At 67.3% G+C, this 22,154-nt stretch carries 20 protein-coding genes; 18 read left to right on the top strand and 2 right to left on the bottom strand.

Annotation, left to right across the window (positions count from 1 at the left end):
- The first annotated feature begins 213 nt into the window (after window positions 1-213).
- The 5 genes from NX782_RS24795 (at window position 214) to NX782_RS24775 (ending at window position 4,686) form a co-directional block, all read left to right on the top strand.
- Complete coding sequence (locus NX782_RS24795) at window positions 214-1,428, top strand: efflux RND transporter periplasmic adaptor subunit (protein ID WP_258848171.1); 1,215 nt, start codon at window positions 214-216, stop codon at window positions 1,426-1,428.
- A 9-nt stretch (window positions 1,429-1,437) separates the two neighbouring features.
- Window positions 1,438-2,889 (top strand): efflux transporter outer membrane subunit, encoded by a 1,452-nt coding sequence (locus NX782_RS24790; RefSeq protein ID WP_258848170.1) that lies wholly within the window; start codon window positions 1,438-1,440, stop codon window positions 2,887-2,889.
- Window positions 2,890-3,116: 227 nt separating this feature from the next.
- Window positions 3,117-3,479 (top strand): MarR family winged helix-turn-helix transcriptional regulator, encoded by a 363-nt coding sequence (locus tag NX782_RS24785; RefSeq protein ID WP_258848169.1) that lies wholly within the window; start codon window positions 3,117-3,119, stop codon window positions 3,477-3,479.
- 3 nt (window positions 3,480-3,482) lie between these two features.
- The gene (locus tag NX782_RS24780) at window positions 3,483-4,298 is read left to right on the top strand and encodes an NAD-dependent epimerase/dehydratase family protein (RefSeq protein ID WP_258848168.1); all 816 of its coding nucleotides are present in this window, start codon (window positions 3,483-3,485) and stop codon (window positions 4,296-4,298) included.
- A 211-nt stretch (window positions 4,299-4,509) separates the two neighbouring features.
- A complete protein-coding gene (locus tag NX782_RS24775) occupies window positions 4,510-4,686 on the top strand; it encodes a hypothetical protein (RefSeq protein ID WP_258848167.1) in 177 nt (58 codons plus the stop codon).
- A gap of 36 nt (window positions 4,687-4,722) precedes the next feature.
- Here the strand turns inward: NX782_RS24775 and NX782_RS24770 are convergent, their stop codons facing one another.
- Entirely contained in the window at window positions 4,723-5,202 is a 480-nt protein-coding gene (locus NX782_RS24770) for a MarR family winged helix-turn-helix transcriptional regulator (protein ID WP_258848166.1), read from the bottom strand.
- Window positions 5,203-5,285: 83 nt separating this feature from the next.
- On the opposite strand from NX782_RS24770, the gene NX782_RS24765 reads away from it, so the two are divergent.
- The 13 genes from NX782_RS24765 (at window position 5,286) to NX782_RS24705 (ending at window position 20,833) form a co-directional block, all read left to right on the top strand.
- Complete coding sequence (locus NX782_RS24765) at window positions 5,286-6,329, top strand: Rieske 2Fe-2S domain-containing protein (RefSeq protein ID WP_258848165.1); 1,044 nt, start codon at window positions 5,286-5,288, stop codon at window positions 6,327-6,329.
- A complete protein-coding gene (locus tag NX782_RS24760; protein ID WP_258848164.1) occupies window positions 6,326-7,276 on the top strand; it encodes a PDR/VanB family oxidoreductase in 951 nt (316 codons plus the stop codon). Before NX782_RS24765 ends, NX782_RS24760 begins: the two co-directional genes overlap by 4 nt.
- A gap of 16 nt (window positions 7,277-7,292) precedes the next feature.
- Window positions 7,293-8,411 carry a 4-oxalomesaconate tautomerase gene (locus NX782_RS24755; RefSeq protein WP_258848163.1) on the top strand — a complete coding sequence of 373 codons (1,119 nt, stop codon included), beginning with the start codon at window positions 7,293-7,295 and terminating at the stop codon, window positions 8,409-8,411.
- Between the two features lie 31 nt (window positions 8,412-8,442).
- The gene (locus NX782_RS24750; RefSeq protein WP_258848174.1) at window positions 8,443-9,468 is read left to right on the top strand and encodes an amidohydrolase family protein; all 1,026 of its coding nucleotides are present in this window, start codon (window positions 8,443-8,445) and stop codon (window positions 9,466-9,468) included.
- A 1-nt stretch (window position 9,469) separates the two neighbouring features.
- The gene (locus tag NX782_RS24745; RefSeq protein WP_258848162.1) at window positions 9,470-10,168 is read left to right on the top strand and encodes a 4-carboxy-4-hydroxy-2-oxoadipate aldolase/oxaloacetate decarboxylase; all 699 of its coding nucleotides are present in this window, start codon (window positions 9,470-9,472) and stop codon (window positions 10,166-10,168) included.
- A gap of 19 nt (window positions 10,169-10,187) precedes the next feature.
- A complete protein-coding gene (locus NX782_RS24740; RefSeq protein ID WP_258848161.1) occupies window positions 10,188-10,922 on the top strand; it encodes an alpha/beta fold hydrolase in 735 nt (244 codons plus the stop codon).
- Window positions 10,915-11,376: a nuclear transport factor 2 family protein gene (locus tag NX782_RS24735; protein ID WP_258848160.1), complete on the top strand. Its 462-nt coding sequence runs from the start codon at window positions 10,915-10,917 to the stop codon at window positions 11,374-11,376. The genes NX782_RS24740 and NX782_RS24735 overlap by 8 nt, the downstream gene beginning before the upstream one ends.
- Before the next feature lie 31 nt (window positions 11,377-11,407).
- Window positions 11,408-12,634, top strand: a complete 1,227-nt coding sequence (locus NX782_RS24730) for a gallate dioxygenase (protein ID WP_258848159.1) — start codon at window positions 11,408-11,410, stop codon at window positions 12,632-12,634.
- Window positions 12,635-12,787: 153 nt separating this feature from the next.
- Window positions 12,788-13,933 carry an MFS transporter gene (locus tag NX782_RS24725; protein WP_258848158.1) on the top strand — a complete coding sequence of 382 codons (1,146 nt, stop codon included), beginning with the start codon at window positions 12,788-12,790 and terminating at the stop codon, window positions 13,931-13,933.
- Between the two features lie 202 nt (window positions 13,934-14,135).
- Window positions 14,136-15,848 (top strand): DUF1302 domain-containing protein, encoded by a 1,713-nt coding sequence (locus NX782_RS24720; RefSeq protein WP_258848157.1) that lies wholly within the window; start codon window positions 14,136-14,138, stop codon window positions 15,846-15,848.
- A 19-nt stretch (window positions 15,849-15,867) separates the two neighbouring features.
- Window positions 15,868-17,217 (top strand): DUF1329 domain-containing protein, encoded by a 1,350-nt coding sequence (locus NX782_RS24715; RefSeq protein WP_258848156.1) that lies wholly within the window; start codon window positions 15,868-15,870, stop codon window positions 17,215-17,217.
- Window positions 17,218-17,249: 32 nt separating this feature from the next.
- On the top strand, window positions 17,250-18,365 hold the full coding sequence (locus NX782_RS24710) for a WD40/YVTN/BNR-like repeat-containing protein (RefSeq protein ID WP_258848155.1): 1,116 nt from the start codon (window positions 17,250-17,252) through the stop codon (window positions 18,363-18,365).
- Window positions 18,365-20,833: an efflux RND transporter permease subunit gene (locus NX782_RS24705; RefSeq protein ID WP_258848154.1), complete on the top strand. Its 2,469-nt coding sequence runs from the start codon at window positions 18,365-18,367 to the stop codon at window positions 20,831-20,833. The genes NX782_RS24710 and NX782_RS24705 overlap by 1 nt, the downstream gene beginning before the upstream one ends.
- 69 nt (window positions 20,834-20,902) lie before the next feature.
- Here NX782_RS24705 and NX782_RS24700 read toward each other — a convergent pair whose 3' ends face one another.
- Entirely contained in the window at window positions 20,903-21,940 is a 1,038-nt protein-coding gene (locus tag NX782_RS24700; protein ID WP_258848153.1) for a fumarylacetoacetate hydrolase family protein, read from the bottom strand.
- Between the last annotated feature and the right edge of the window lie 214 nt (window positions 21,941-22,154).

Raw genomic sequence — 22,154 nt, 5'->3', positions numbered from 1 at the left:
GATACTCGGCGGGCTTTTTGCTTTTGGTGGCAAAAAACTGCTCTACAAGCTCGCTCGGCAGATCGTCTTGTTCCCTTGGCCTGAAGGCAGCGTCAGCCTCGACTTCCTGCTGAAGTTCTCCAATGCGCTCAGCCGCTTGCCGGTATGTGTGTATACTGGGAATTTTTGTGATCTAGTTCTATGGCTGCGGATCGACAAGACCTCACTTCCCCAGTGGCCGATCGCACGTACCGTGCATCCTCCCGTGCCGTGGCTGCGGCGCTCCTGTCGCTGGCCGCCGTGCTGGGCGCCAATCCGGCGTTCGCACAAGCGAACAAGTCGGCGGCGCCCGCCGCTCCAGCCGCACAGCTCAAGCTGGACACCGTCACCGCGCATCGCGGCGACATCCAGCAAACCGTCGAGGCAAGCGGCAAGCTTCAACTCCGTAAATGGGCCGACATCTATCCCCAGATCGGCGGACAGGTGAAAGACGTCCTGGTATCCATCGGCGACACGGTCAAGGCCGACCAGGCTCTGCTCGAAATCACCCCGACCCAACAGCCGGCCAAAGTCGAAAGCAATCGCGCCCAGATGGCCCGGCTGCAGGCCGAACTCACCGACCAGCGCGCACAACTCGAGTTCGCCCAGCTCCAGTTCAAGCGGCAGACGCAACTGAAAGCGCAGAACGCCACCCGCGAGGAAGCCTTCGAATCGGCGCGCATGAACGCGTCCTCGGCAAGCGCGCGCGTCGATTCGATCACCGCGCAGATCCACGAACTCGAGGCGACCCTGAAAATCGATGAGGAAGCGCGCCAGAAAACGATGGTCAGGTCGTCGATTGCCGGAACCGTGGTGTCGCTGGCCGCGCGCCCGGGACAAATGCTGAGCACCGCGCAAGCAGCCGCGCCCTTGCTCCGGATTGCCGACCTGTCGGAAATGACGGTGGCTGCGCGCGTTGCGGAAGACGATGTGACGCGCTTGCGGACCGGTATGGCAGCGAGCTTCACAACCCCCGGCTATCCCGGCAAACGCTGGTCGGGCAAGCTGCGCCAGGTCATTCCCATCCCGGCCGACGGCACGGGCGAGCAGGGCAAGCAAGCCTTTTATATTGTCCTGTTCGAGGTCAAGAATCCGGATCACGAACTGATGAGCGGCATGAGTGCGCAGGTGCAGTTCGTTGTCGCACAGGCGCGCGATGCGCTGCTGCTGCCGGCAAATTGCCTGGGGACGCCGGACGAAGACGGCCTGTACAAGCTTAAGGTCGTCGACGCCGCCCAGCGCGTGAGTGCCCGCAAGGTAAAGCTTGGACTGCGCAATGCGCAACAGGTCCAGATCCTTTCGGGCTTGGCCGAAGGCGACAAGGTGCTGGTCGGTCCCGTGCCCGATGTGCTTGCGATGCCGGCCGCCGCCGATGCAGGAACGACGCCGGCTGTGGCATCGGGCTCCTGAGGCATGCAGATGACACATTCCCTTCCGAAGCCGGCATTTCGCCGCAGGCCGGCAGCATCGGCGCTTCTGCTCGGCCTGGCGTGCGCCATCCTGAGCGGCTGCGCCAGCCGTGCGCCCATCGTGGAGCCGCCGCCCAAGGTCGATGTGCCTGCCGCCTGGACTCTCGGCGAAACGGCGAACCACCAGGAGTGGCCCGACAAGCATTGGTGGCAGCGATTTGGCAGCCCCGAACTGACGCATCTGGTCGATGAAGGCCAGTCCAATAATCTGGAGCTCGCGGGCGCACTCGCGCGCGTGCGGCAGGCCGAAGCCGAGGCGCGCATTGCCGGCGTGTCGCTGCTGCCCACTGCGAGCTTTTACAGCGACGCAAGCCGCTCGGTACCGATCAGGCGGGGCGGTGCGAGTACCTCCGCCGACAGCGGCTTGCTGGTTTCTTACGAAGTCGATTTCTGGGGCAAGAACAAGGCGGGGGTGGCGTCCGCGGAAGCGTCGCTGGAGGCCAACCGCTTCGATCGCCAAACCGTGGCATTGACGGTCACCAGCGGCATCGTCTCGACCTATCTGCAAATATTGTCGCTGCGCGACCGCATTGCTGTCGCGCGCGGGCACGTTGCGAATGCCGAGCATGTCCTGACCCTGGTGGAGGCGCAAAAGCGCGCAGGCGCCGCCTCATCGCTCGACCTGGCACGCCAGCGCTCCGCCGTGGCGCAGCAGAAATCGGCGATCCCCGAGCTGATGCAGCAGGAGCGCGAAGCGCAGGCGGCCTTGGCCATCCTGCTCGGCAAAACGCCGCAGACCTTCTCCGTCGGCGAGCAGGGGCTGGACACGATCACCTTGCCCGAAGTGTCCCCGGGCGTGCCGTCCGAGCTCCTGTCGCGCCGGCCCGATATCCGCCGCGCCGAGGCGAGTCTGGCGGCCGCCGATGCGAATGTCGCCGTGGCTCGGGCCAACCTCTTCCCCAGCATCAACCTTACCGGCGCGATGGGTGCGCAAAGCAGCGCCTTGCTGTCGCTGCTCAACGCGCCTAACCTGCTCGCCAATGTCAGTGCCTCGCTGATGGCGCCGATTTTCGATGGCGGCCGTCTGAAGCGGGAGCAGGACTTGGCCGTCGCCCGAAAACAGGAATTGATCCAGATGTATCGGGCGACGGTGATTGCCGCTTTGTCCGAAGTGGATACGGCCCTGGGCCAGATCCGCAGCCTGGATGAACAACGGCGCCTGAAAACGACCGAACTGGAGGAGGCGCGCCAGGCCTACGATCTGGCGGAAATCCGATATAAGGCCGGGGCCGAAGACTTGATGACGGTCCTCGATACGCAGCGCGCCTTGTCGGACGTGCAGAACGATATCGGGATATTGAAACTCAAGCGTCTGCAGGCGACAGTGTCCTTGTATAAGGCGCTTGGCGGTGGTTGGCATGACGAGCAGAGTCAGGGCGCGGCCGGTTCTGCGAAAACTTGAGCGATCGTTTTCTCGAACCATCGCGCTTTTTTATACCGCTACGCCAGACGCCTGATATCGATGCCCCAAGCGAACGCCTGAGGCGGTGTCAGGTTCAAACGCTTGACATTTTGTATGGCGCCTAACATCATTGTTAGGTGGCTGACAAATATACCCAAGCAGATTCCAGTGCTCTAGCTTTCTGGACAAAACGATGCTACCTCGCGGGTCGCGCCGCGATGGAGGCAATGCTGCGCCCCTACGACCTGGGAACGACGCAGTGGTACATCTTGCACCGCCTTAAAAACGTCGGCCCGACCATGCAACGCGACCTGGTGAAGGCGCTCCAGGTCGAGCGCGCAACGCTCAGCGCGATCGTTGCCGTACTGGTCCGCAAAGGGCTGGTCGAACAGGTGCCGGACCGCGTCGATCAGAGGCAGAAGCTGCTGCGCCTGACAGACGCGGGTGAGGAGCTCTGGCAGGCCTTGCCCGATCTGACGGCCATCCACGATACCGCGTTCGAAGACATGGATGAAGCCGCCATCGCCGGCGCGATTCAGGTTCTCCAGAGCGCGACCGAACGACTCGAAAACATCATCGACAGGAGCTGACAAATGACAGTCTTGCTGACAGGCGTGACCGGATTGGTAGGGGCCCGACTGCTTCCCCGCCTGGTCGCGGCAGGGATCGATTGCCGTGCTCTGGTGCGCGGCGACAAAGCGCTGCCTGCCGGCGTCACGCCGGTGGCAGGCGAGCTTTTCGACCCGCCGACGCTCGCCCGGGCGGTGGAAGGCGTCTCGGACATCGTTCATCTTGCCGCCGTCTTCCGCTCGCAGGACACCGATCTGATCTGGAAGACCAATGTCGATGGCACGCGCAACCTGATCGCCGCGGCGCAAGCCCATGCGCCACAGGCCCGTTTCGTGCTCGCGAGTACCAGCAACGTCTACGACGCCAACAACAGCCACCCCGGGCGCGAGGACGATCCCGTCGATCCGCTGCATGCCTATCCGGCCAGCAAGGTGGCGGCCGAAAAAGCGTTAAGGGAAAGCGGGCTCGATTGGGCCATCCTGCGCTTTCCATTCGTCTATGGCGACGGGGACGGTCATCTCGACGCCTTGCCCAAGCATGCGCTCGCCGGCCAATGGCATCCGGCCAAAAAAATCAGCACCATCCACCACCGCGACATCGCCACAGCGGTGCAACTTGCTTTGAGCGGCAGGTTCGACCGCCGCATCGTCAATATTGCCGATGAGGCGCCGACCTCGATTTACGAGCTGGCAGCCCTGGTTGGCGAATCGCTGCCGCCATCGTCCGCACCACTGGAAAATCCGTGGCATCTCCACGTCGATGGATCGCTTGCACGCAGCCTCGGTTTTCAGCCAAGGGTAAAAACCGTTTATCAGGCCGCTGAAGAAAAACTGATGTAATCGGCGATTCAATCCGGCACGGGAAACCCGGACTCGCAGGCCGTGCCAGGTCAAGCTGCGCGAAATCGCAGCAATCGGTTTTATCGATGCCTCGCAACGAAAAATATGATTTCTAGTACGGCGCCGATGTTCTTATGATGGGACTTAGCGAACAATAAAAACAGACGGCTCATCGCCGTGGTGTGCAGTGGCAACACGAGAAAGGCCCATCATGCCGAATCTGATTTCCGCGTTCGAATCGGTCCTGGAACTGCAGCTTCTGATCCTGGGCTGCGGTCTCGCCACCTTCTGTCCCGTCGTGCTGTACGGCGGCAATCCGCTCTGCACCTGGTTCGAATGGACGGACCGCTGCGGGCGCGGTGCCGAGCCGGCAGCGCCGGACGAATGAGGGCAAGGCGCCGGTCCGGATCCGAGGCTGCGGCGCTCAAGTCCCTGGCATGGACAGGGGAGCCCGGCTCTGCTCGTTATTTTCACGCACCAGCTTGGACAGCAAGTTCATGAAGCTGTGCTGTTCGGCCGGCGTGAGCGGCGCAAGCAGGCGTTCGCGCAGGCGCAGGGCGCCGGCTTCCAGGCTGGCCAGCAGCCGCGCGCCTTCGGGCGTGATGGTGAGCGCGCGCTGGCGTCGGTTGTGCGGGAGGATCTTGCGCTCGAGCAGGCCTTTCTCTTCGAGGCGGGCGCAGACGGTGGCGCCGGTCGAGGTGTCGACCGCCGCCAGGCCCGCCAGCGAGACCTGGTCGATGCCGGGATGCAGCGCCAGCAGGCCGAGGATCGCGTATTGGACCGGCGTCAGCGCGTCGCCCAGTTCGTCGTAGAACAGCGAGACCGAGATTTGCTGGGCGCGGCGCAGCAGGTGGCCCGGTTGGCCATGGGGGTCGAGCAGGTGGCGGTCGTGGTCGGTGGTCATGTATGCGGGGCGATATTTTTATAAACATTCAGTGTACTGAATATTCGGCGGCACCTGAAGTGGAAACAATGAAGGAGACAAGCATGTTCCCGAAAAACGCATGGTACGTGGCCTGCACCCCGGACGAGATCGCGGAGGGGCCGCTGGGCCGCCAGATCTGCGGCGAGAAAATCGTGTTCTACCGGGGCGAGGGCGGCAAGGTCGCCGCGGTGGAGGATTTCTGCCCGCACCGCGGCGCGCCGCTCTCGCTCGGCTTCGTCCGCGACGGCAAGCTGGTGTGCGGCTATCACGGCCTCGAGATGGGTTGCGAAGGCAAGACCATCGCCATGCCGGGCCAGCGCGTGCGCGGCTTTCCGTGCATTCGCAGTTATCCGGTGGAAGAGCGTTACGGCTTCATCTGGGTCTGGCCCGGCGCGAAAGACAAGGCCGATCCCGCCGCCATCCACCACCTCGAGTGGGCCGACAATCCCGGCTGGGCCTACGGCGGCGGGCTGTATCACATCCACTGCGACTACCGCCTCATGATCGACAACCTGATGGACCTGACCCACGAGACCTATGTGCATGCCTCGAGCATCGGCCAAAAGGAGATCGACGAGGCGCCGGTGACGACCAGGGTCGAGGGCGAGCAGGTGGTGACCAGCCGCTTCATGGACAATGTCGGCGCGCCGCCGTTCTGGCGCGCGGCCCTGACCTGGAACGGCCTGGATGGCGATGTGCCGGTGGACCGCTGGCAGATCTGCCGCTTCAGCGCCCCGAGCCACGTGATGATCGAAGTCGGGGTGGCGCACGCCGGCAAAGGCGGCTACCGCGCCGACCCGGCGCACAAGGTGTCGAGCGTGGTGGTCGACTTCATCACGCCCGAAACCGAGACCTCGCACTGGTATTTCTGGGGCATGGCGCGCAACTTCCAGCCGGAGGACGCGGCGTTGACCGCCAAAATCCGCGAAGGGCAGGGCAAGATCTTCGGCGAAGACCGCGACATGCTCGAACGCCAGCAGCAGAACATCCTGCGCCATCCAGAGCGCCGCCTGCTGATGCTGAACATCGATGCCGGCGGCGTGCAGTCGCGCCGGATCATCGATACCTGGCTGGCGCGCGAAGGCGCGGCGCAGGAGGCCGCATGAGCACGATCGACGTGCGCGTCGCGGCCAAGGTGTGCGAGGCCGAGGGCATCTGCAGCTATGAACTGGTGCGCGTGGATGGGGCGCCGCTGCCGCCGTTCGAGGCTGGCGCCCACATCGAGGTCCATCTCGGCGATGGACTGGTGCGCCAGTACTCGCTGTGCAATGCGCCGCATGAAACCCGGCGCTATCTGATCGGCGTGCTGCGCGATCCCGGCTCGCGCGGCGGCTCGGCGGCGATGCACGACGCGGTGCACGCCGGCTCGGTACTGACGATTGGCGTGCCGCGCAATCACTTCCCGCTGGTCGATGCGCCGCGCACGCTGCTGCTGGCCGGCGGCATCGGCGTCACGCCCATGCTGGCCATGGCCGAAGCGCTGGCGGCGAAAGGCGCCGCGTTCGAGATGCACTACTGCGCACGTTCGCCGGAGCGCGCCGCCTTCCGCGAACGCATCGCGGCGTCCAGCTTTGCGGAACAGGTGCACTTCCATTACGACAGCGACGCGGCGCAGCGGCTCGACTTGCCGGCCTTGCTGGCGGCGCCGGCCGATACCCACCTCTACGTCTGCGGGCCGGCCGGCTTCATCGAGCACGTGCTGGCAGCGGCGCGCGAACGCGGCTGGCCGGACGCGCAACTGCATGTCGAGTACTTCGCCGGCGCCGCCATCGATACCGCGGGCGACCAGCCTTTCGAAGTCAAGCTGGCCTCGAGCGGCCAGGTGTTCACGGTGCCGGCCGGGCGCTCGGTGATCCGGGTACTGGCGGAGCAGGGCATCCAGCTGCCGTATTCCTGCGAGGAGGGCGTCTGCGGCACCTGCCTGACCCGCGTGCTGGACGGCGTGCCCGAGCACCGCGACCTCTACCTGACCGACGAGGAGCGCGCGGCCAACGACCAGTTCATGCCCTGCTGTTCGCGCGCCAGGACCAAGCTGCTGGTCCTCGACCTTTAAACGCAGGCACACGCTCATGACAACGCATATCGACAGCGACCAGCGCGCCATCCCCTGCATGCTGCTGCGCGGGGGCACCTCGCGCGGTCCCTTCTTCCTCGAGTCCGACCTGCCTGCCGACCCGGCCGCGCGCGACCGCGTGCTGCTGGCGGCGCTCGGTTCGCCCGACCCGCGCCAGATCGACGGCCTGGGCGGCGCCCATCCGCTCACCAGCAAGGCCGGCATCGTCCGTCCCAGCACCACGCCGGGCGTCGACCTGGACTTCCTGTTCGCCCAGCTGCAGCCGGCCTCCGACCAGGTGGACCTGACGCCGAACTGCGGCAACATGCTGGCCGCGGTCCTGCCCTTCGCCCTGGAGCGCGGCCTGCTGCCGCTGCAGGACGGCAGCACCAGCGCGCGCATCCTCACGCTCAACACCGGCATGCAGTGCGAGGTCACGGTGCAGACGCCCGGCCGCAGGCTGCGCTACGGCGGCGAGGCGCACATCGACGGCGTGCCCGGCACGGCGGCACCGGTTGCCATCAACTTCCTCGACACCGCCGGTTCGGTCTGCGCCGGCTTGCTGCCCACCGGCCGGGTACGCGACCGCATCGCGCTGGACGTCGACGGCGCCCCTGCGGCGCTGGACGTGACCTGCATCGACAACGGCATGCCGATGGTGCTGCTGCACGCCGCCGACCTCGGGCGCAGCGGCGACGAAAGCGTGGCCGCCCTGAACGCCGATACCCAACTCAAGGCGACGCTCGAAGTCCTGCGCCTGGCTGCCGGCCACCTGATGGGCCTGGGCGACGTCAGTGCCAAGAGCTACCCGAAGATGTGCCTGGTCGCGCCGCCGCGCAAGGGCGGGACGGTCGCGACCCGCTGCTTCATTCCGCACGTCTGCCACGACGCGATCGGCGTGCTGGCCGCGGTCACGGTCGCTACCGCCTGCGTGCTCGAAGGCGCGGTGACCGACGGCCTGGCAATGGCCGGCGAGGGGCTGGAACGGCGCGTCTCGGTCGAGCATCCGAGCGGCGAATTCAGCGTCGAACTCGCACTCGATTCCTCCGACCCGCAACAGGTAGTCCGCGCGGCCCTGCTGCGCACCGCGCGCCTGATCATGCGCGGCGAAGTCCTGATTCCCGCAACCCTTTGATGCCACTGGAAACCACGCAATGCGTCCACCCCTGATCATCGACTGCCACGGTCATTACACGACCGCACCGAAAGCGCTGGAGCAATGGCGCCAGCTGCAGATCGCCAACCTGAACACACCGGCGCTGGGACCGAAGGTAGCGGACCTGCGCATTTCCGACGACGAGCTGCGCGAGTCGATCGAAAGCAACCAGCTGCACCTGATGAAGACGCGCGGCTCAGACCTGACCATCTTTTCGCCGCGCGCCAGCTTCATGGCCCATCACATCGGCGACTTCCAGACCAGCGCCACCTGGGCCGCGATCTGCAACGAGCTGTGCGCCCGCGTGGCCCAGCTCTACCCCGATCATTTCGTGGGCGCGGCGATGCTGCCGCAGTCGCCGGGCGTGGCGCCGGAGACCTGCATCCCCGAGCTGGAGCGCTGCATCCGCGACTACGGCTTCGTCGGCATCAACCTGAATCCCGATCCCTCGGGCGGGCACTGGACCTCGCCGCCGCTGCCGGACCGCCACTGGTATCCGCTGTACGAGAAGATGGTGGAATACGAGATCCCGGCGATGATCCACGTCTCGACCAGCTGCAACCCCTGTTTCCACACCACCGGCGCCCACTACCTGAACGCGGACACCACGGCCTTCATGCAATGCCTGAGCGCCGACCTGTTCAAGGACTTCCCGACCCTGAAGTTCCTGATCCCGCATGGAGGCGGCGCCGTGCCCTACCACTGGGGGCGCTTCCGCGGCCTGGCCCAGGAGATGAAGAAGCCGCTGCTGCAGGACCACCTGCTGGACAACATCTTTTTCGATACCTGCGTCTATCACCAGCCCGGCATCGACCTGCTGACCCGCGTGATCCCGGTGAAGAACGTGCTGTTCGCCTCGGAGATGATCGGCGCGGTGCGCGGCATCGATCCGGACACCGGCCACCATTACGACGACACGCGGCGCTACATCGAGGCCGCCGCGCTGAACGACGAGGAGCGCTTCCGCATCTTCGAAGGCAATGCGCGCGCCGTGTTCCCGCGCCTGGACGCCCAACTGCAAGCCAAAGGACTCTGAGATGAGCATCCCCCTGAACAACCAATTGGGCGTGGTACGCCGCCAGGTCGAGCGCGCCGACCGCGCCGCCGTCGAGGCGCTCGGCCGCTTCGGCAGCGCCACCGTGCACGAAGCGATGGGCCGGGTCGGCCTGATGAAGCCCTACCTGCGTCCGATCTGGCCGCAGGCCGCGGCCGCCGGCACCGCGCTCACCGTGCTGCTGCACCCGGGCGACAACTGGATGCTGCACGTGGCCGCGGAGCAGATCCAGCCCGGCGACATCGTGGTGGCCGCCATCACGGCCGACTGCAGCGACGGTTACTTCGGCGACCTGCTGGCCACCAGCTTCCAGGCCCGCGGCGCCCGCGCGCTCGTGATCGACGCCGGCGTGCGCGATGTGAAGGTATTGCGCGAGATGGGCTTTCCGGTGTGGAGCAAGTGCGTGAGCGCGAAAGGCACGATCAAGGCGACACTCGGCTCGGTCAACATTCCGGTGCTGTGCGCCGGCGCGCTGGTCAACCCGGGCGACGTGATCGTCGCCGACGAGGACGGCGTGGCGGTGGTGCCGGCCGCCGATGCGCCGCGCGTGGCGGCACTGGCCCAGCGGCGCGAAGAGCTGGAGGTCGCCAAGCGCGCGCAACTGGCGGCCGGCGTGCTGGGCCTGGACATGTACGACATGCGCGGCGCCCTGGCCCAGGCCGGCCTGCGCTACATCGATTGAGCCGGGGAGAAACACGTCGATGACAACTGTGATGCTGTTGTGCGGCCTGCTGTGCGACGAGGTGGTGTGGCGCGCCCAGGCCGAGGCCCTGCGCCGCGATTACGAGGTACGGATCCTGCACTTCGTGGAGCAGGACTCGCTGCAGGCGATGGCCGAGCACGTGCTGCGCCACGCCCCTGAACGCTTTGCGCTGGCCGGCCACTCGATGGGCGGCCGGGTCGCGCTCGAGGTGGTGCGCCGCGCGGGCCCGCGCGTCGAGCGCCTGGCCCTGTTGAATACCGGCTTCGAGCCGGCGGCGGAAGGGGAGGCGGCACGCCGCGCCGTGCTGGTGGACCGGGCGCTGGAAGAGGGCATCGATGCGATCGCCGCGACCTGGGGCCTGCCGATGCTGGCGCCGCGCCGCCGCACCGATCCGGCCCTGGTGCTGCCGATGCTCGACATGGTCGGGCGCATGTCGGGCACGATCTACCAGGCCCAGACCCGGGCCCTGCTGAGCCGACCGGATGCGACCCCGGTCTTGCGGAACCTCGCTTGTCCGACCCTCATCCTGTGCGGCGAGCAGGACGGCTGGAGTCCGCCGGAGCGCCATCGCCGCATGGCCGAGCTGGCGCCGCATGCGGTCCTGCGCCTGATCGAGGACTGCGGCCACATGTCGATGATGGAGCAGCCGCAGGCAGTGCTGGGCGCGCTGCGCGAATGGCTGGACCTGCCGGCCCCCACTTCGAACTCCGAGGAACCCCATGTCCATGCATGACCAAGCATCGATCCAGCGCGCCTGCAGCGAGCTGGTGTCGCGCTATGCCTACCTGAACGACGAGCGCCGCTTCGAGGAGCTCAGCACGCTCTTCACCGACGACGCGATCCTGTACCGCCCGTCCGCGCCGACGCAGGGCATCCATGGCCGTGAGGCGATCCTGGCGGCCTTCCGCAAGCGGCCGCCCGACACCATGACCTTTCACGTCTGCAGCGACATCCTGGTCGAGGCCCTGAGCGACAGCGAAGCGCGCGGCAGGTCGCGCATCCTGCTGCTGTCCGCCGCCCGGCCGCTCGACGGCACGCTCGCGCAATCGGCGATGCCGGTGCCGGGCGTGTTCACCGACCGCTTCGTGCGCACGCCGGACGGCTGGAAGTTCGCCGAGCGGCGCGGCTGCTTCTGGATGCCCGCCGCTCCGACCCAGGCCGAACAAGCGCAACCCGCAGCCGGCTGAAGACCCACATCCATCAAACGCAGGAGCCAGCATGGCACACATCATTGGCGGTATCGGGACCTCCCACGTCCCCACCATCGGCCTGGCCTACGACAGGAAGCGCCAGCACGACCCGGCCTGGGCGCCGCTGTTCGAGGGCTACAAGCCGGTCGCGAAATGGCTGGAAGAACAGCGGCCGGACGTCCTGGTCTTCTTCTACAACGACCATGGCAACAGCTTCTTCTTCGACTGCTACCCCACCTTCGCGATCGGGGTGGCGCCGGAATTCGACATGGCCGACGAGGGCGCGGGACGCCGGCCGCTGCCGGCGATCAAGGGCCATGCGAAGCTTGCCGAGCACGTCGCCAACCGCCTGGTGAACGAGGAATTCGACATGGCGGTGTTCCAGGACCGGCCGCTCGACCATGGCTGCAATTCGCCGCTGGCGCTGCTATGGCCGCACGAGCCGGCCTGGCCCGGCGCGATCCTGCCGATCGCCATCAACGTGCTCCAGCATCCCTTGCCGAGCGCCGCGCGCTGCTACAAGCTGGGGCAGGCGGTGCGGCGCGCCATCGAATCCTTCCCGGAAGACCTGAAGGTGGTGGTGGTCGGCACCGGCGGGCTGTCGCACCAGATCCATGGCGAACGCACCGGCTTCAACGACACCGACTGGGACGAGGAATTCCTGCGCCTGTTCGTCGAGGAACCAGACTACCTGAAGGGGCTCACGCATGCGGAGCTGATCCGCCGCGGCGGCGCGGAAAGCGCGGAAGTCATCATGTGGCTGGCCATGCGCGGCGCCATGGATGGCCAGATCCGCTGCCTGCACCAGAACCACTACCTGGCCACCACCACCAACATGGCGGTGGCCCTGTACGAGCAGGTCACGGCGCCGCCGCCGCAGGCCGCGCTGGACCAGGCCAACGCGCAGCTGCTGGGCATCGAGGACATTCCCGGCACCTACGCCTTCGACATCGAACACAGCGTCAAGGCGCTCGGCCTGAACCGCTTCTTCTGGCGCCATCGCGAGCCGGACTTCCGCGAACTGGTGAGGCAGGACATCGAGGCCGCCTTCGACGCGGCGGCGCTGACCGAACCGGAAAGGGCGCTGGTGCGGGCCCGGGACTGGCTGGGCCTGATCCGGTATGGCGTGTCCTTCTTCGTGCTCGAAAAATTCGCGCGGGTGCAGCGCATGTCGAACCTGGAGGTCTACGCCAGCATGCGCGGCGAAAGCCTGGAAGCCTTCCTGGCGACGCGGCGGGTGCCGGCATCCGCCTGAGGGGGAGGGCGCCAGCTATTCGTCGTCTCGATACCTGCAATCGAAAGGTCCGATTTGTAAGGGGTGCCGGACAGCCGCTACATTAGGGAATCGACAATGTGGCGGCGGCTGCCGGCCCGGCAGCCAGCACGCACACGCACCGAGGAGACAGGCATGGTAAAGAGTTCGGAAAGCTGGGGCGCACGCGCCGCCCTGATGGTGGCGCACTGCGCCGGGATGGTCGACCTGGTGGCGCTGCCGGTCTGGGTCGGGGTCCTGATCGCCGGCTACGGCCTCGACCCGCAACAGGCCGGCGGCCTGGCCACCCTGTTCCTGATCGGCGCGGTGTCGGCGAGCGCGCTGGTGGCGCCGCGTTCGGACCGGCTGCCGGCGCGTGCCGTCGCTGCCGTCAGCTTCGCCATCGCGGCCTGCGCCTTCGCTGCGGTCGCGCTGGTCAAGACCTTCGCGCTGATGGCGCTGCTGCACCTGGCGGCCGGCCTGGCCGCCGGCACCGCCCTGAGCCTGACCCACGCCGCCATCGGCTGCAGCAGCAATCCGCACCGCCTGTTCGCGATCGTCGGTTTCGCCCTGGGCGTATTCGCCGTTGCCTTCATGGGCGCGGTCCCGAACATCGTGGCTGCGGTCGGCGCGCCGGCGCTGTTCTGGACTTTTGGCGGCGTCATGGCCTGCGCCGCTTGCGCAGCCGCGCTGGGCTTTCCCACCGCCCGTCCACGTACCGCCGCGGCGCCTGCCGCACAGCGCGGCTTGCCGCGCGCGGTCTGGCTGGTGGCCGCCGGCATCAGCTGCATGGCGCTGACGCAGGCAATGATGTTCGCCTTCGTCGAGCGCATCGGCGCCGACCGCGGCTACGGCGCGGCGGCAGTGGGTGGCGTCCTGATCGCGCTCGGCTTCGTCAACCTGCTGCCGGCGCCGCTTGCCGCGTTCCTGCAGCGCCGCCTGAACCCGCGCACGGTGCTGGTCTGCGGCCCGGTCCTGCAGGCGGTGCTGGCCCTGCTGCTCACGCAAAGCGAGGCCTTCCCGCCCTATGCGACAGGGGCCCTGTTCTTTGCGGCGGTGATGATCTTTACGCACACCTTCGCCTTCGGCCTGCTGGCCGCGCTCGATCCGAGCGGCCGCGCGGTGGGCGCCACCCCGGCCATGGTGATGATCGGGGCCGCGGTGGGGCCGCTGCTCGGCGGCACCCTGGTCAAGCTGGCCGGCTATTCCAGCCTGGGCTTCGCCGCCGTTGCCATCGCGGCCTGCGCGGTCGTCTGCTTCCTGCCGCGCCGCAGCGGCGACGCCGTGCTGTCGCACTCCTGACCCGGCCACGCCAGCTTTGTGCCCTGCGCACCCGAAGGGGTGGGCGGGGCGTATGCACATGCGCGGCCGGCGTCCAAGGTATCGGTGTTTCCGTTGGCTCGAATCGGAAGAATCAATTTTATCGAGGCCGTGTTCGTCGATATGATCGTTTCCACCAAAGCAGCGCACACAAGCTGCACACAATAACCCGACTGGAGACACAATGACCCATCTGGCAAGCCCTCACGACCGCTCGCACCCCGGACAAGCAAGCCGCCCGGTACTGCTGCTGGCGCTGGCATTCGGCGCACTACTGACCCTGCAGGACGCCGGCGCCGCCGACATCGCTACCGGCAATCCGGACCTGAAGCTGCGCTGGGATAACACGCTCAAGTACAGCGCCGCATTCCGCCTGAAGGAGCGCAGCGCGGTACTGGCGGACGGTCCCGATGCCGCCAACGGCGACGACGGCGACCGCAACTTCGGCAAGGGCTTGATCTCCAACCGCGTCGACCTGCTGTCGGAGATGGACCTGACCTACAAGAACGTCGGTGCGCGCGTGAGCGGGGCAGCCTGGTACGACTCGGTGTACAACCGCCACACCGACAACGATTCGCCCTTCACCTATAACGCGTTGTCGGTGCCGTACACGGAGTTCACCGACGCGGCGCGCACGCTGCACGGCCGCAAGGGCGAGCTGCTCGAAGCCTTCGTGTTCGCCAACGGCCAGCTCGGATCGATGCCGGTGGCGCTGCGGGTCGGGCGCCACGCCCTGGTCTATGGCGAGACCCTGTTCTACGGCATGAACGGCATCGCGGCGGCCCAGCAGCCGATCGACGTGCTGAAGGGCCAGTCGGTCCCGAACACCCCGTTCAAGGAGCTGATCCGCCCGGTCGGGCAGGTGTCGGGCCAGGTCCAGCTGTCCTCCAACCTCACGCTCGGCGGCTACTACCAGTACGAGTGGGAGCCGAACCGGCTGCCGGCCTCCGGCAGCTACTTCAGCACCGGCGACAACATCGGCCCGGGCCGCGAAAGCCTGATCCTCGGCGCGCCGCCGGCGCCGCGCAGCCTGTACACCGGCGATGTCAACGCCAGGAACTCGGGGCAGGGCGGCATCCAGCTGAAATGGTCGCCCGAGGGCAGCGACATCGACCTCGGCTTCTACGCGGCGCGCTACAACAGCAAATCGCCCGACATCGTGATGGGCATGGCGCAGTCGCCCACCGGACCCTATCCGGCGACTTTCCGCTACTACTACCACGAAGGCATCCGCACCTTCGGCGTCAGCGCATCGCGCACGATCGGCGAATTCAACCTCTCGGCGGAAGCCTCGGTGCGTCGCAACCAGCCGCTCAGCCACGCCGGCTCGGTCGACCTGTACGGCATCGTGCCGGCAGCCTTCGGCGGCCCGGCGGCGCCTTCCGACAACCGCGACAACACCGTCTACCCGCTGGGCCGCACCGCCCACCTGAACATCTCGACCCTGGCCTCGCTGTCGCCGAACTTCATTTCGCAGGAATCGACGCTGCTCGGCGAAATCGCCTGGAACCGCGTCACCAGCATCACGTCGCACGCCGACCACCTCGATCCGAACGCCAGCCGCGACGCCTGGGGCATGCGCTTCGTCTACACCCCGACCTACCGCCAGCTGCGTCCGGGCCTGGACATCGACCTGCCGCTCGGTATCGGCTACACGCCGAAGGGCAAGTCGGGCGTGTTCGGCTCGGTGTTCGGCCCCGACAAGGGCGGCGATATCAGCTTCGGCATCGGCGGGCGCTATGAAGACACCTGGCATTTCAGCCTGAGCGTCACCCACTACTACGGGGCCGCCGCGCCGACCGCGATCCCGGGCCCGGGCGGCGGCGCCGTCTACACCTACAAGCAGGCGCTGAAGGACCGCGATTTCGCCTCGGTCTCGCTGCGCCGCACATTCTAATCAACATGGAGACAGACACATGAACATCAAGCGAGCAATCGTCGCGGCAGGCATCGGCCTGGCCGGCATCCACGGCATGGCCGCCGCCGCCGTCGGCGCCGAAGAAGCCGCCAAACTCGGCAAGACCCTGACCCCGCTCGGCGCCGAAAAGGCCGGCAACAAGGACGGCAGCATTCCGGCCTGGGACGGCGGCCTGACCAAGGCGCCGGCCGGCTTCAAGGCTGGCGGACGGCGCGACCAGGACCCGTACGCGGGCGAGAAGCCGCTGTATTCGATCACCGCCAGGAACATGGAGCAATACGCCGACAAGCTGAGCGACGGCGCCAAGGCCATGCTCAAGAAGCACGCCAGCTACCGCATCGACGTCTATCCGACCCACCGCAGCGCCGCGGCGCCGCAATGGGTTTATGAGAACACGCGCAAGAACGCCGGCGCGGCCAAGCTGAACGAGCGCCAGATCCCGGTCGGCGCGTATGGCGGCATTCCGTTCCCGATCCCGAAGGATGGCGCCGAGGCGATGTGGAACCACCTGCTGTCCTGGCGCGGCGAGAACTGGCAGTTCGACAACCGCGCCTACCTGGTCACCGCCGCCGGCAAGCCGGTGATGACGGTCGACGGCATCGCCGACCAGAGCATGCCTTACTACTTCAAGGACGGCACGCCGGAATCGGCCAACGGCAACTACTGGAATCTGCGTCTGGTCAACGCCGGACCGCCGATCCGCGCCGGCGAGGCCATCCTGGGCCGCCTGAACCTGGACTCGGAGCGCGACCTCGGCTACGCCTACCTGGCCGGCCAGCGCCGCACCCGCAAGCTGCCGAACGCCTGCTGCGACACGCCGACCCCGGCCACCGCCGGCGTGATGAGCTTCGACGAAGTCAGCGTGTTCGCCGGGCGCCTCGACCGCTTCGACTGGAAGCTGGTCGGCAAGAAGGAGATGCTCATCCCCTATAACACCAACCGCTCGCTGGGCGGCAAGGACATGGACCTGATCAACGCCAAGCACCTGAATCCGGACATGGTGCGCTGGGAGCTGCACCGGGTCTGGGTCGTGGAAGCGAACGTCAAGCCGGGCGTGCGCCACGTGGCGCCGAAGGGCAGGTACTACCTGGACGAAGATACCTGGATGGCCGTGCTCGGCGACCGCTGGGATGCCAAGGGCCAGCTGTGGAAGACCATGTGGCAGCTGCCGGTGACGATGCCGGACCTGCCGGCGACCACCGGCGTCACCTTCGGCTTCTATGACCTGCTGTCCGACACATGGTTCGCCAACCAGGTCCTGAACGAAAAGGCCTCGCAGTACAAGCTGATGCCGCGCTACCCGGACGCGACCTTCTCGCCGGATTCGCTCAGCAGCGGTGCGCGCTGACCCGGCCGGGCCAGCGCATCGTGGAGCAACGCATGCATCTCACGCATTTCATCCTGGCGCTGGCTGCGGCCGGCGCCTGTACCCTGGCGGGCGCGGCGCCAGCCGCGGCCACATCGGCTACACCGCTGGCCGATCCGATCGCGCGCGCCGCCCAGGCCGTGCGCCAGCCGGCCAAGGCCTATCTGACCGGCGTCGCCCAGGCCGGCAAGCGCATCGTCGCGGTCGGCGAGCGCGGCATCGTCATCCTGTCCGACGACGGCGGCGCGACCTGGCGCCAGGCCAGGGTGCCGGCCAGCGTGACCCTGGCCGCGGTCCAGTTCCCAACCCCGACCGAAGGCTGGGCGGTGGGCCATTACGGCGTCATCCTGCACAGCCGCGACGGTGGCGAATCCTGGACCCGGCAGCTGGACGGCGCCCAGGCGGCGCAACTGATGCTGCGCGACGCGCAAGCCCAGGCCGCGGCAGCGGACGGCGGCGCCGAACGCAGCGCAGCCTACCTGGCCGAAGCCCAGCGCATGGTGGCGGACGGGCCCGACAAGCCCTTCCTGGCACTGCACTTCAGCGATGCGCGCAACGGCATCGTGGTCGGCGCCTACAACCTGGCCTTCCGCACGCGCGACGGCGGCGCCAGCTGGACCCCGATCTCGCACCGGCTCGACAACCCGCGCGGCAACCACATGTACGCGGTGCAGGCGCGCGGCAACGCGGTGTATATCGCCGGCGAGCAGGGCCTGATGCTGCGCTCGCTCGACGGCGGCGAACGCTTCGAGCGGGTCGAGCTGCCTTACAAGGGCAGCCTGTTCGCGCTGGCGATCGCCGGCGACCAACTGACGGTGGCCGGGCTGGGCGGCAATGCCTTCCAGTCCGCCGACCAGGGCGCGAGCTGGCACAAGCTGGCCGTGCCGGCGCCGGTCTCGATCACCGCCATGCGCGCCCACGGCGCCACGCTGCTGATGGCCAACCAGGCCGGGATGCTGATGCGCGCCACGGCCGGCCAACCGGCTTCCGTGCTGAACACCCCGGCGCTGCCGCCGCTGAGCGACGTCCTGCTCCAGGCCGACGGCGCGATCGTCGCGGTCGGCATGTCCGGCGTCGTACGTCTTCCCGCCCAGCCGGGCGCAATCCTCGTTTCCTCCGCCGCAAAATGATGTCCACACCTCCAAGCAAGCAAGGCGCTTCCGGCCCGGCGCCGGATTCCGCGCCCTTCGATCCACGATCCGGTTCCTTCCTCGAACGCCTGCTGTTCAACCACCGCCTCGTGGTGGTGCTGCTGTGCGCCCTGGTGACCTGCCTGCTCGGCTACCAGGCCAGCAAGCTGCGCCTGAACGCCAGCTTCGAGAAGGCGATTCCGACCGGCCATCCCTACATCGCAAATTACCTGAAGTACCAGAAGGAGTTGAGCGGCCTGGGTAACGCCGTGCGCATCGCGGTCGAGAACCCGGCCGGCAGCATCTACGATCCGCGCTACCTGGCGACGCTGGCGAAGATCAACGACGAGGTGTTCCTGCTGCCCGGCGTCGACCGTCCCTTCATGAAGTCGCTGTGGACGCCGAATACGCGCTGGGTCGGCGTCACCGAGGATGGGCTCGAGGGCGGACCGGTGATCCCGGACGGCTACGACGGCTCGCCCGACAGCCTGGGCAAGCTCGCGACCAACGTCGCCCGCTCCGGCGAGATCGGCCAGACCGTGGCCCGCGATGCACGCTCGAGCGTCATCTACGTGCCGCTGCTGTCGGTCGATGCCCAGGGCCGGCCGCTCGATTACGAAGCCCTGTCCGCCGCGCTCGAGAAGATCCGCGCCGACTACGAACCGCAGGGCGTGCGCCTGCACATCACCGGCTTCGCCAAGATCGTCGGCGACCTGATCGACGGCCTGCAGCAGGTGCTGCTGTTCTTCGCCGCCGCGATCGCGATCGCCGCCGCCATGGTGTTCTGGTACACCCGCTGCGTACGCTCGACCATGCTGGTGGTGCTCAGTTCCCTGGTCGCGGTGGTATGGCAACTGGGCCTGCTGCCGACCCTCGGCTTTGCGCTCGACCCTTACTCGCTGCTGGTGCCCTTCCTGATCTTCGCGATCGGCATGAGCCACGGCGCCCAGAAGATGAACGGCATCATGCAGGACATCGGACGCGGCGCGCACAAGCTGGTGGCGGCGCGCTGCACCTTCCGGCGCCTGTTCCTGGCCGGCCTGACGGCGCTGCTGGCCGATGCGGTCGGCTTCGCGGTGCTGCTGATGATCGACATCCAGGCGATCAAGGAGCTGGCGATCGCCGCCAGCATCGGCGTGGCGGCGCTGATCTTCACCAACCTGATCCTGCTGCCGATCCTGCTGTCCTACACCGGGGTCAGCGCCAAGGCGGCCGCGCGCAGCCTGCGCACCGAAGACGCCACCAGCGCGGACGGCTGCAAGGAAGGCCTGTGGCGCTTCCTCGACCTGTTCACCCGCAAGCCCTGGGCCGGCGCGGCCGTGGCCTGCGCCTGCCTGCTGGCGGCCGGCGGCATGGCGATCGGCCACCACCTGAAGATCGGCGACCTCGATCCCGGCGCGCCGGAACTGCGGCCGGATTCGCGCTACAACCGCGACGTCGCCTTCATCAGCCAGCACTACGGCGCCAGCAGCGACGTCTTCGCCGTGATGGTCAAAACGCCCGACAACGGCGGCTGCTCCAACTACGAGGTGCTCAAACGCGTCGACGCGCTCGACTGGCAGCTGCGCCAGCTCGATGGCGTCGAGTCGGTCAACACGCTGGCGCTGCTGAACCGGCGCATGCTGAGCGGCCTGAACGAGGCGAATCCGAAATGGTATGAACTGGTGAAGAACCAGGACATGCTCAATTCGGTCACCGCCGGCGCGCCGCGCGGCCTGTACAACGAATCCTGCGGGCTGCTCACGATGTACGTCTACCTGCAGGACCACCGCGCCGATACGCTGAACCGCGTGGTCGCCACCGTCGACGCCTTCGCCGCCGCCAACGACACCGCCGACATCCAGTTCCTGCAGGCGGCCGGCAGCGCCGGCATCGAGGCCGCCACCAACATCGTGGTCAAGCGCGCCTGGTACGAGATGCTGTTCCTGGTGTACGGCGCCGTGACCCTGCTCTGTTTCATCACCTTCCGCTCCTGGCGCGCGGTGGTGGTGGCGGTGCTGCCGCTGATGCTGACCTCGATCCTGGCCGAGGCGCTGATGGTGGGCCTGGGCATCGGCGTGAAGGTCGCGACCCTGCCGGTGATCGCGCTCGGCGTCGGCATCGGGGTCGACTATGCGCTCTACATCCTGAGCGTCGTGCAGGGGCGCATGAAGGAGGGCGCGAGCCTGTCCGAGGCCTACTACCGCGCGCTGCTCTTCACCGGCAAGGTGGTGATGCTGACCGGCGTCACGCTGGCCGTCGGTGTGGCGACCTGGGTCTTTTCGCCGATTAAATTTCAGGCCGACATGGGCATCCTGCTCGCCTTCATGTTCCTGCTGAATATGATCGGCGCGCTGGTGCTGCTGCCGGCGCTGGGCCACTTCCTGCTGCGGCCGGCAGTGCCAGCAGCGCCGGCGGCGCTGCGCGGCGGCAGCCATCAACCGTCGGCCAGCCTGGCGCCGGTGGGCGACGATGGTCTGAAGGGGTAGGGGAGTCGTTCCGGAGGCGCCCGGCCCGCGCATCCGCGCCGGCCGGGCGTTGTTGTATCGGTGCTGGAATCAGCGGCTGCGGTTCTCGGCGATGCAGGGATTGCGCTGTTCGCCCAGGCCGGTGATCGACGCTTCTATCACGTCGCCGTCGCGCAGGTAGCGCTTGTAATGGATGCCGTTGCCGGCCGGGGAGCCGGTGCAGATCACGTCGCCCGGCCACAGTTGCACGCGGCTGGAGATGTATTCGATCTGGCGCGCGATGTCGAAGATCATGTCCGAGGTGCTTTCGTTCTGCATCACCTCGCCGTTGAGCTTGAGGACGATCTGCAGCTGCGCCGGATCGGCCACGAAAGCCGCCGGCACCAGGTAGGGGCCGAGCGGCAGGAAGGTCGGCGAATTCTTGCTCGAGATCCAATCGGTACCCATGGCCTTCGGCTCCTTGCACCAGATCAGGTCGCGGCTGGTGATGTCGTTGGCGATCGTGTAGCCGGCGATGTAGCGCGCGGCGTCCTCGCGGCGCACATTGCGCGCGGCCTTGCCGATCACCACCGCCAGCTCCAGCTCCCAGTCGGGCTGGCTGGCGATGGCCGGCAGGATCACCGGATCGTAGGGGCCGGTGATGGCGGATGGGATCTTGCTGAAGATGTAGGGCGCGCCGGTCTTGGCGCGCTCGTGCATCATCGCCTCGGCGTGGGCGCGCAGTTCTTCGGTCGTCATCGTCTCGGTGCCCGGATGGACGCCGGGCCCCATGCTGACGATCATGTCGACCACGTGCTTGAAGTAGTTGGCGCCGGTGCAGAAGATCTGGCGCGGCAGGTCGACCGGCGCATGCACCTTCAGGGTCGACACCGGCGCCCAGTGCAGCGCTTGCTCTTGCTCGGCCAGCGCCAGCACCTCGGACAGGGCGGCGAAATTCGCGTCCCAGTTCTGCAGCAGGGCGAACACCGATTCGCTGCCGTTCAGGACCAGGCCGCGCGCGTCGGCCAGGCGCTGCAGGGTATGCAGGGCGATGACCCGTTCGCCGCGCACGAGTCCCGCGAAGGGCCGGGAGCCGGCGGCCGAAAAAGTGCCGAGCTTGAAGCCGGCCTGGATGGGGGTGTCTGTCATGAAAAATCTTCCTTTGTCGATGATGATGAGGCGCCCGGACATGCCGGCGGCGCTGCCAGTATAGGGAGGCGCCGGGCCCTTGACGAATGCGGAATTCCGACGCCATGCGTCGGCAAAACCGATAGCTGGAAGGGGCGCGATCCATCGGTCCGGCCGATAGCTTCGATCCGAAAAAGCCATGCCAGCGGCCGCAATCCGCTCGGTAGAATCGACC

It is taken from the genome of Massilia norwichensis, assembly GCF_024753245.1.
In the GTDB taxonomy this organism is placed as follows: domain Bacteria; phylum Pseudomonadota; class Gammaproteobacteria; order Burkholderiales; family Burkholderiaceae_D; genus Telluria; species Telluria norwichensis.
This window is presented reverse-complemented; position numbering and strand designations above follow the sequence as displayed.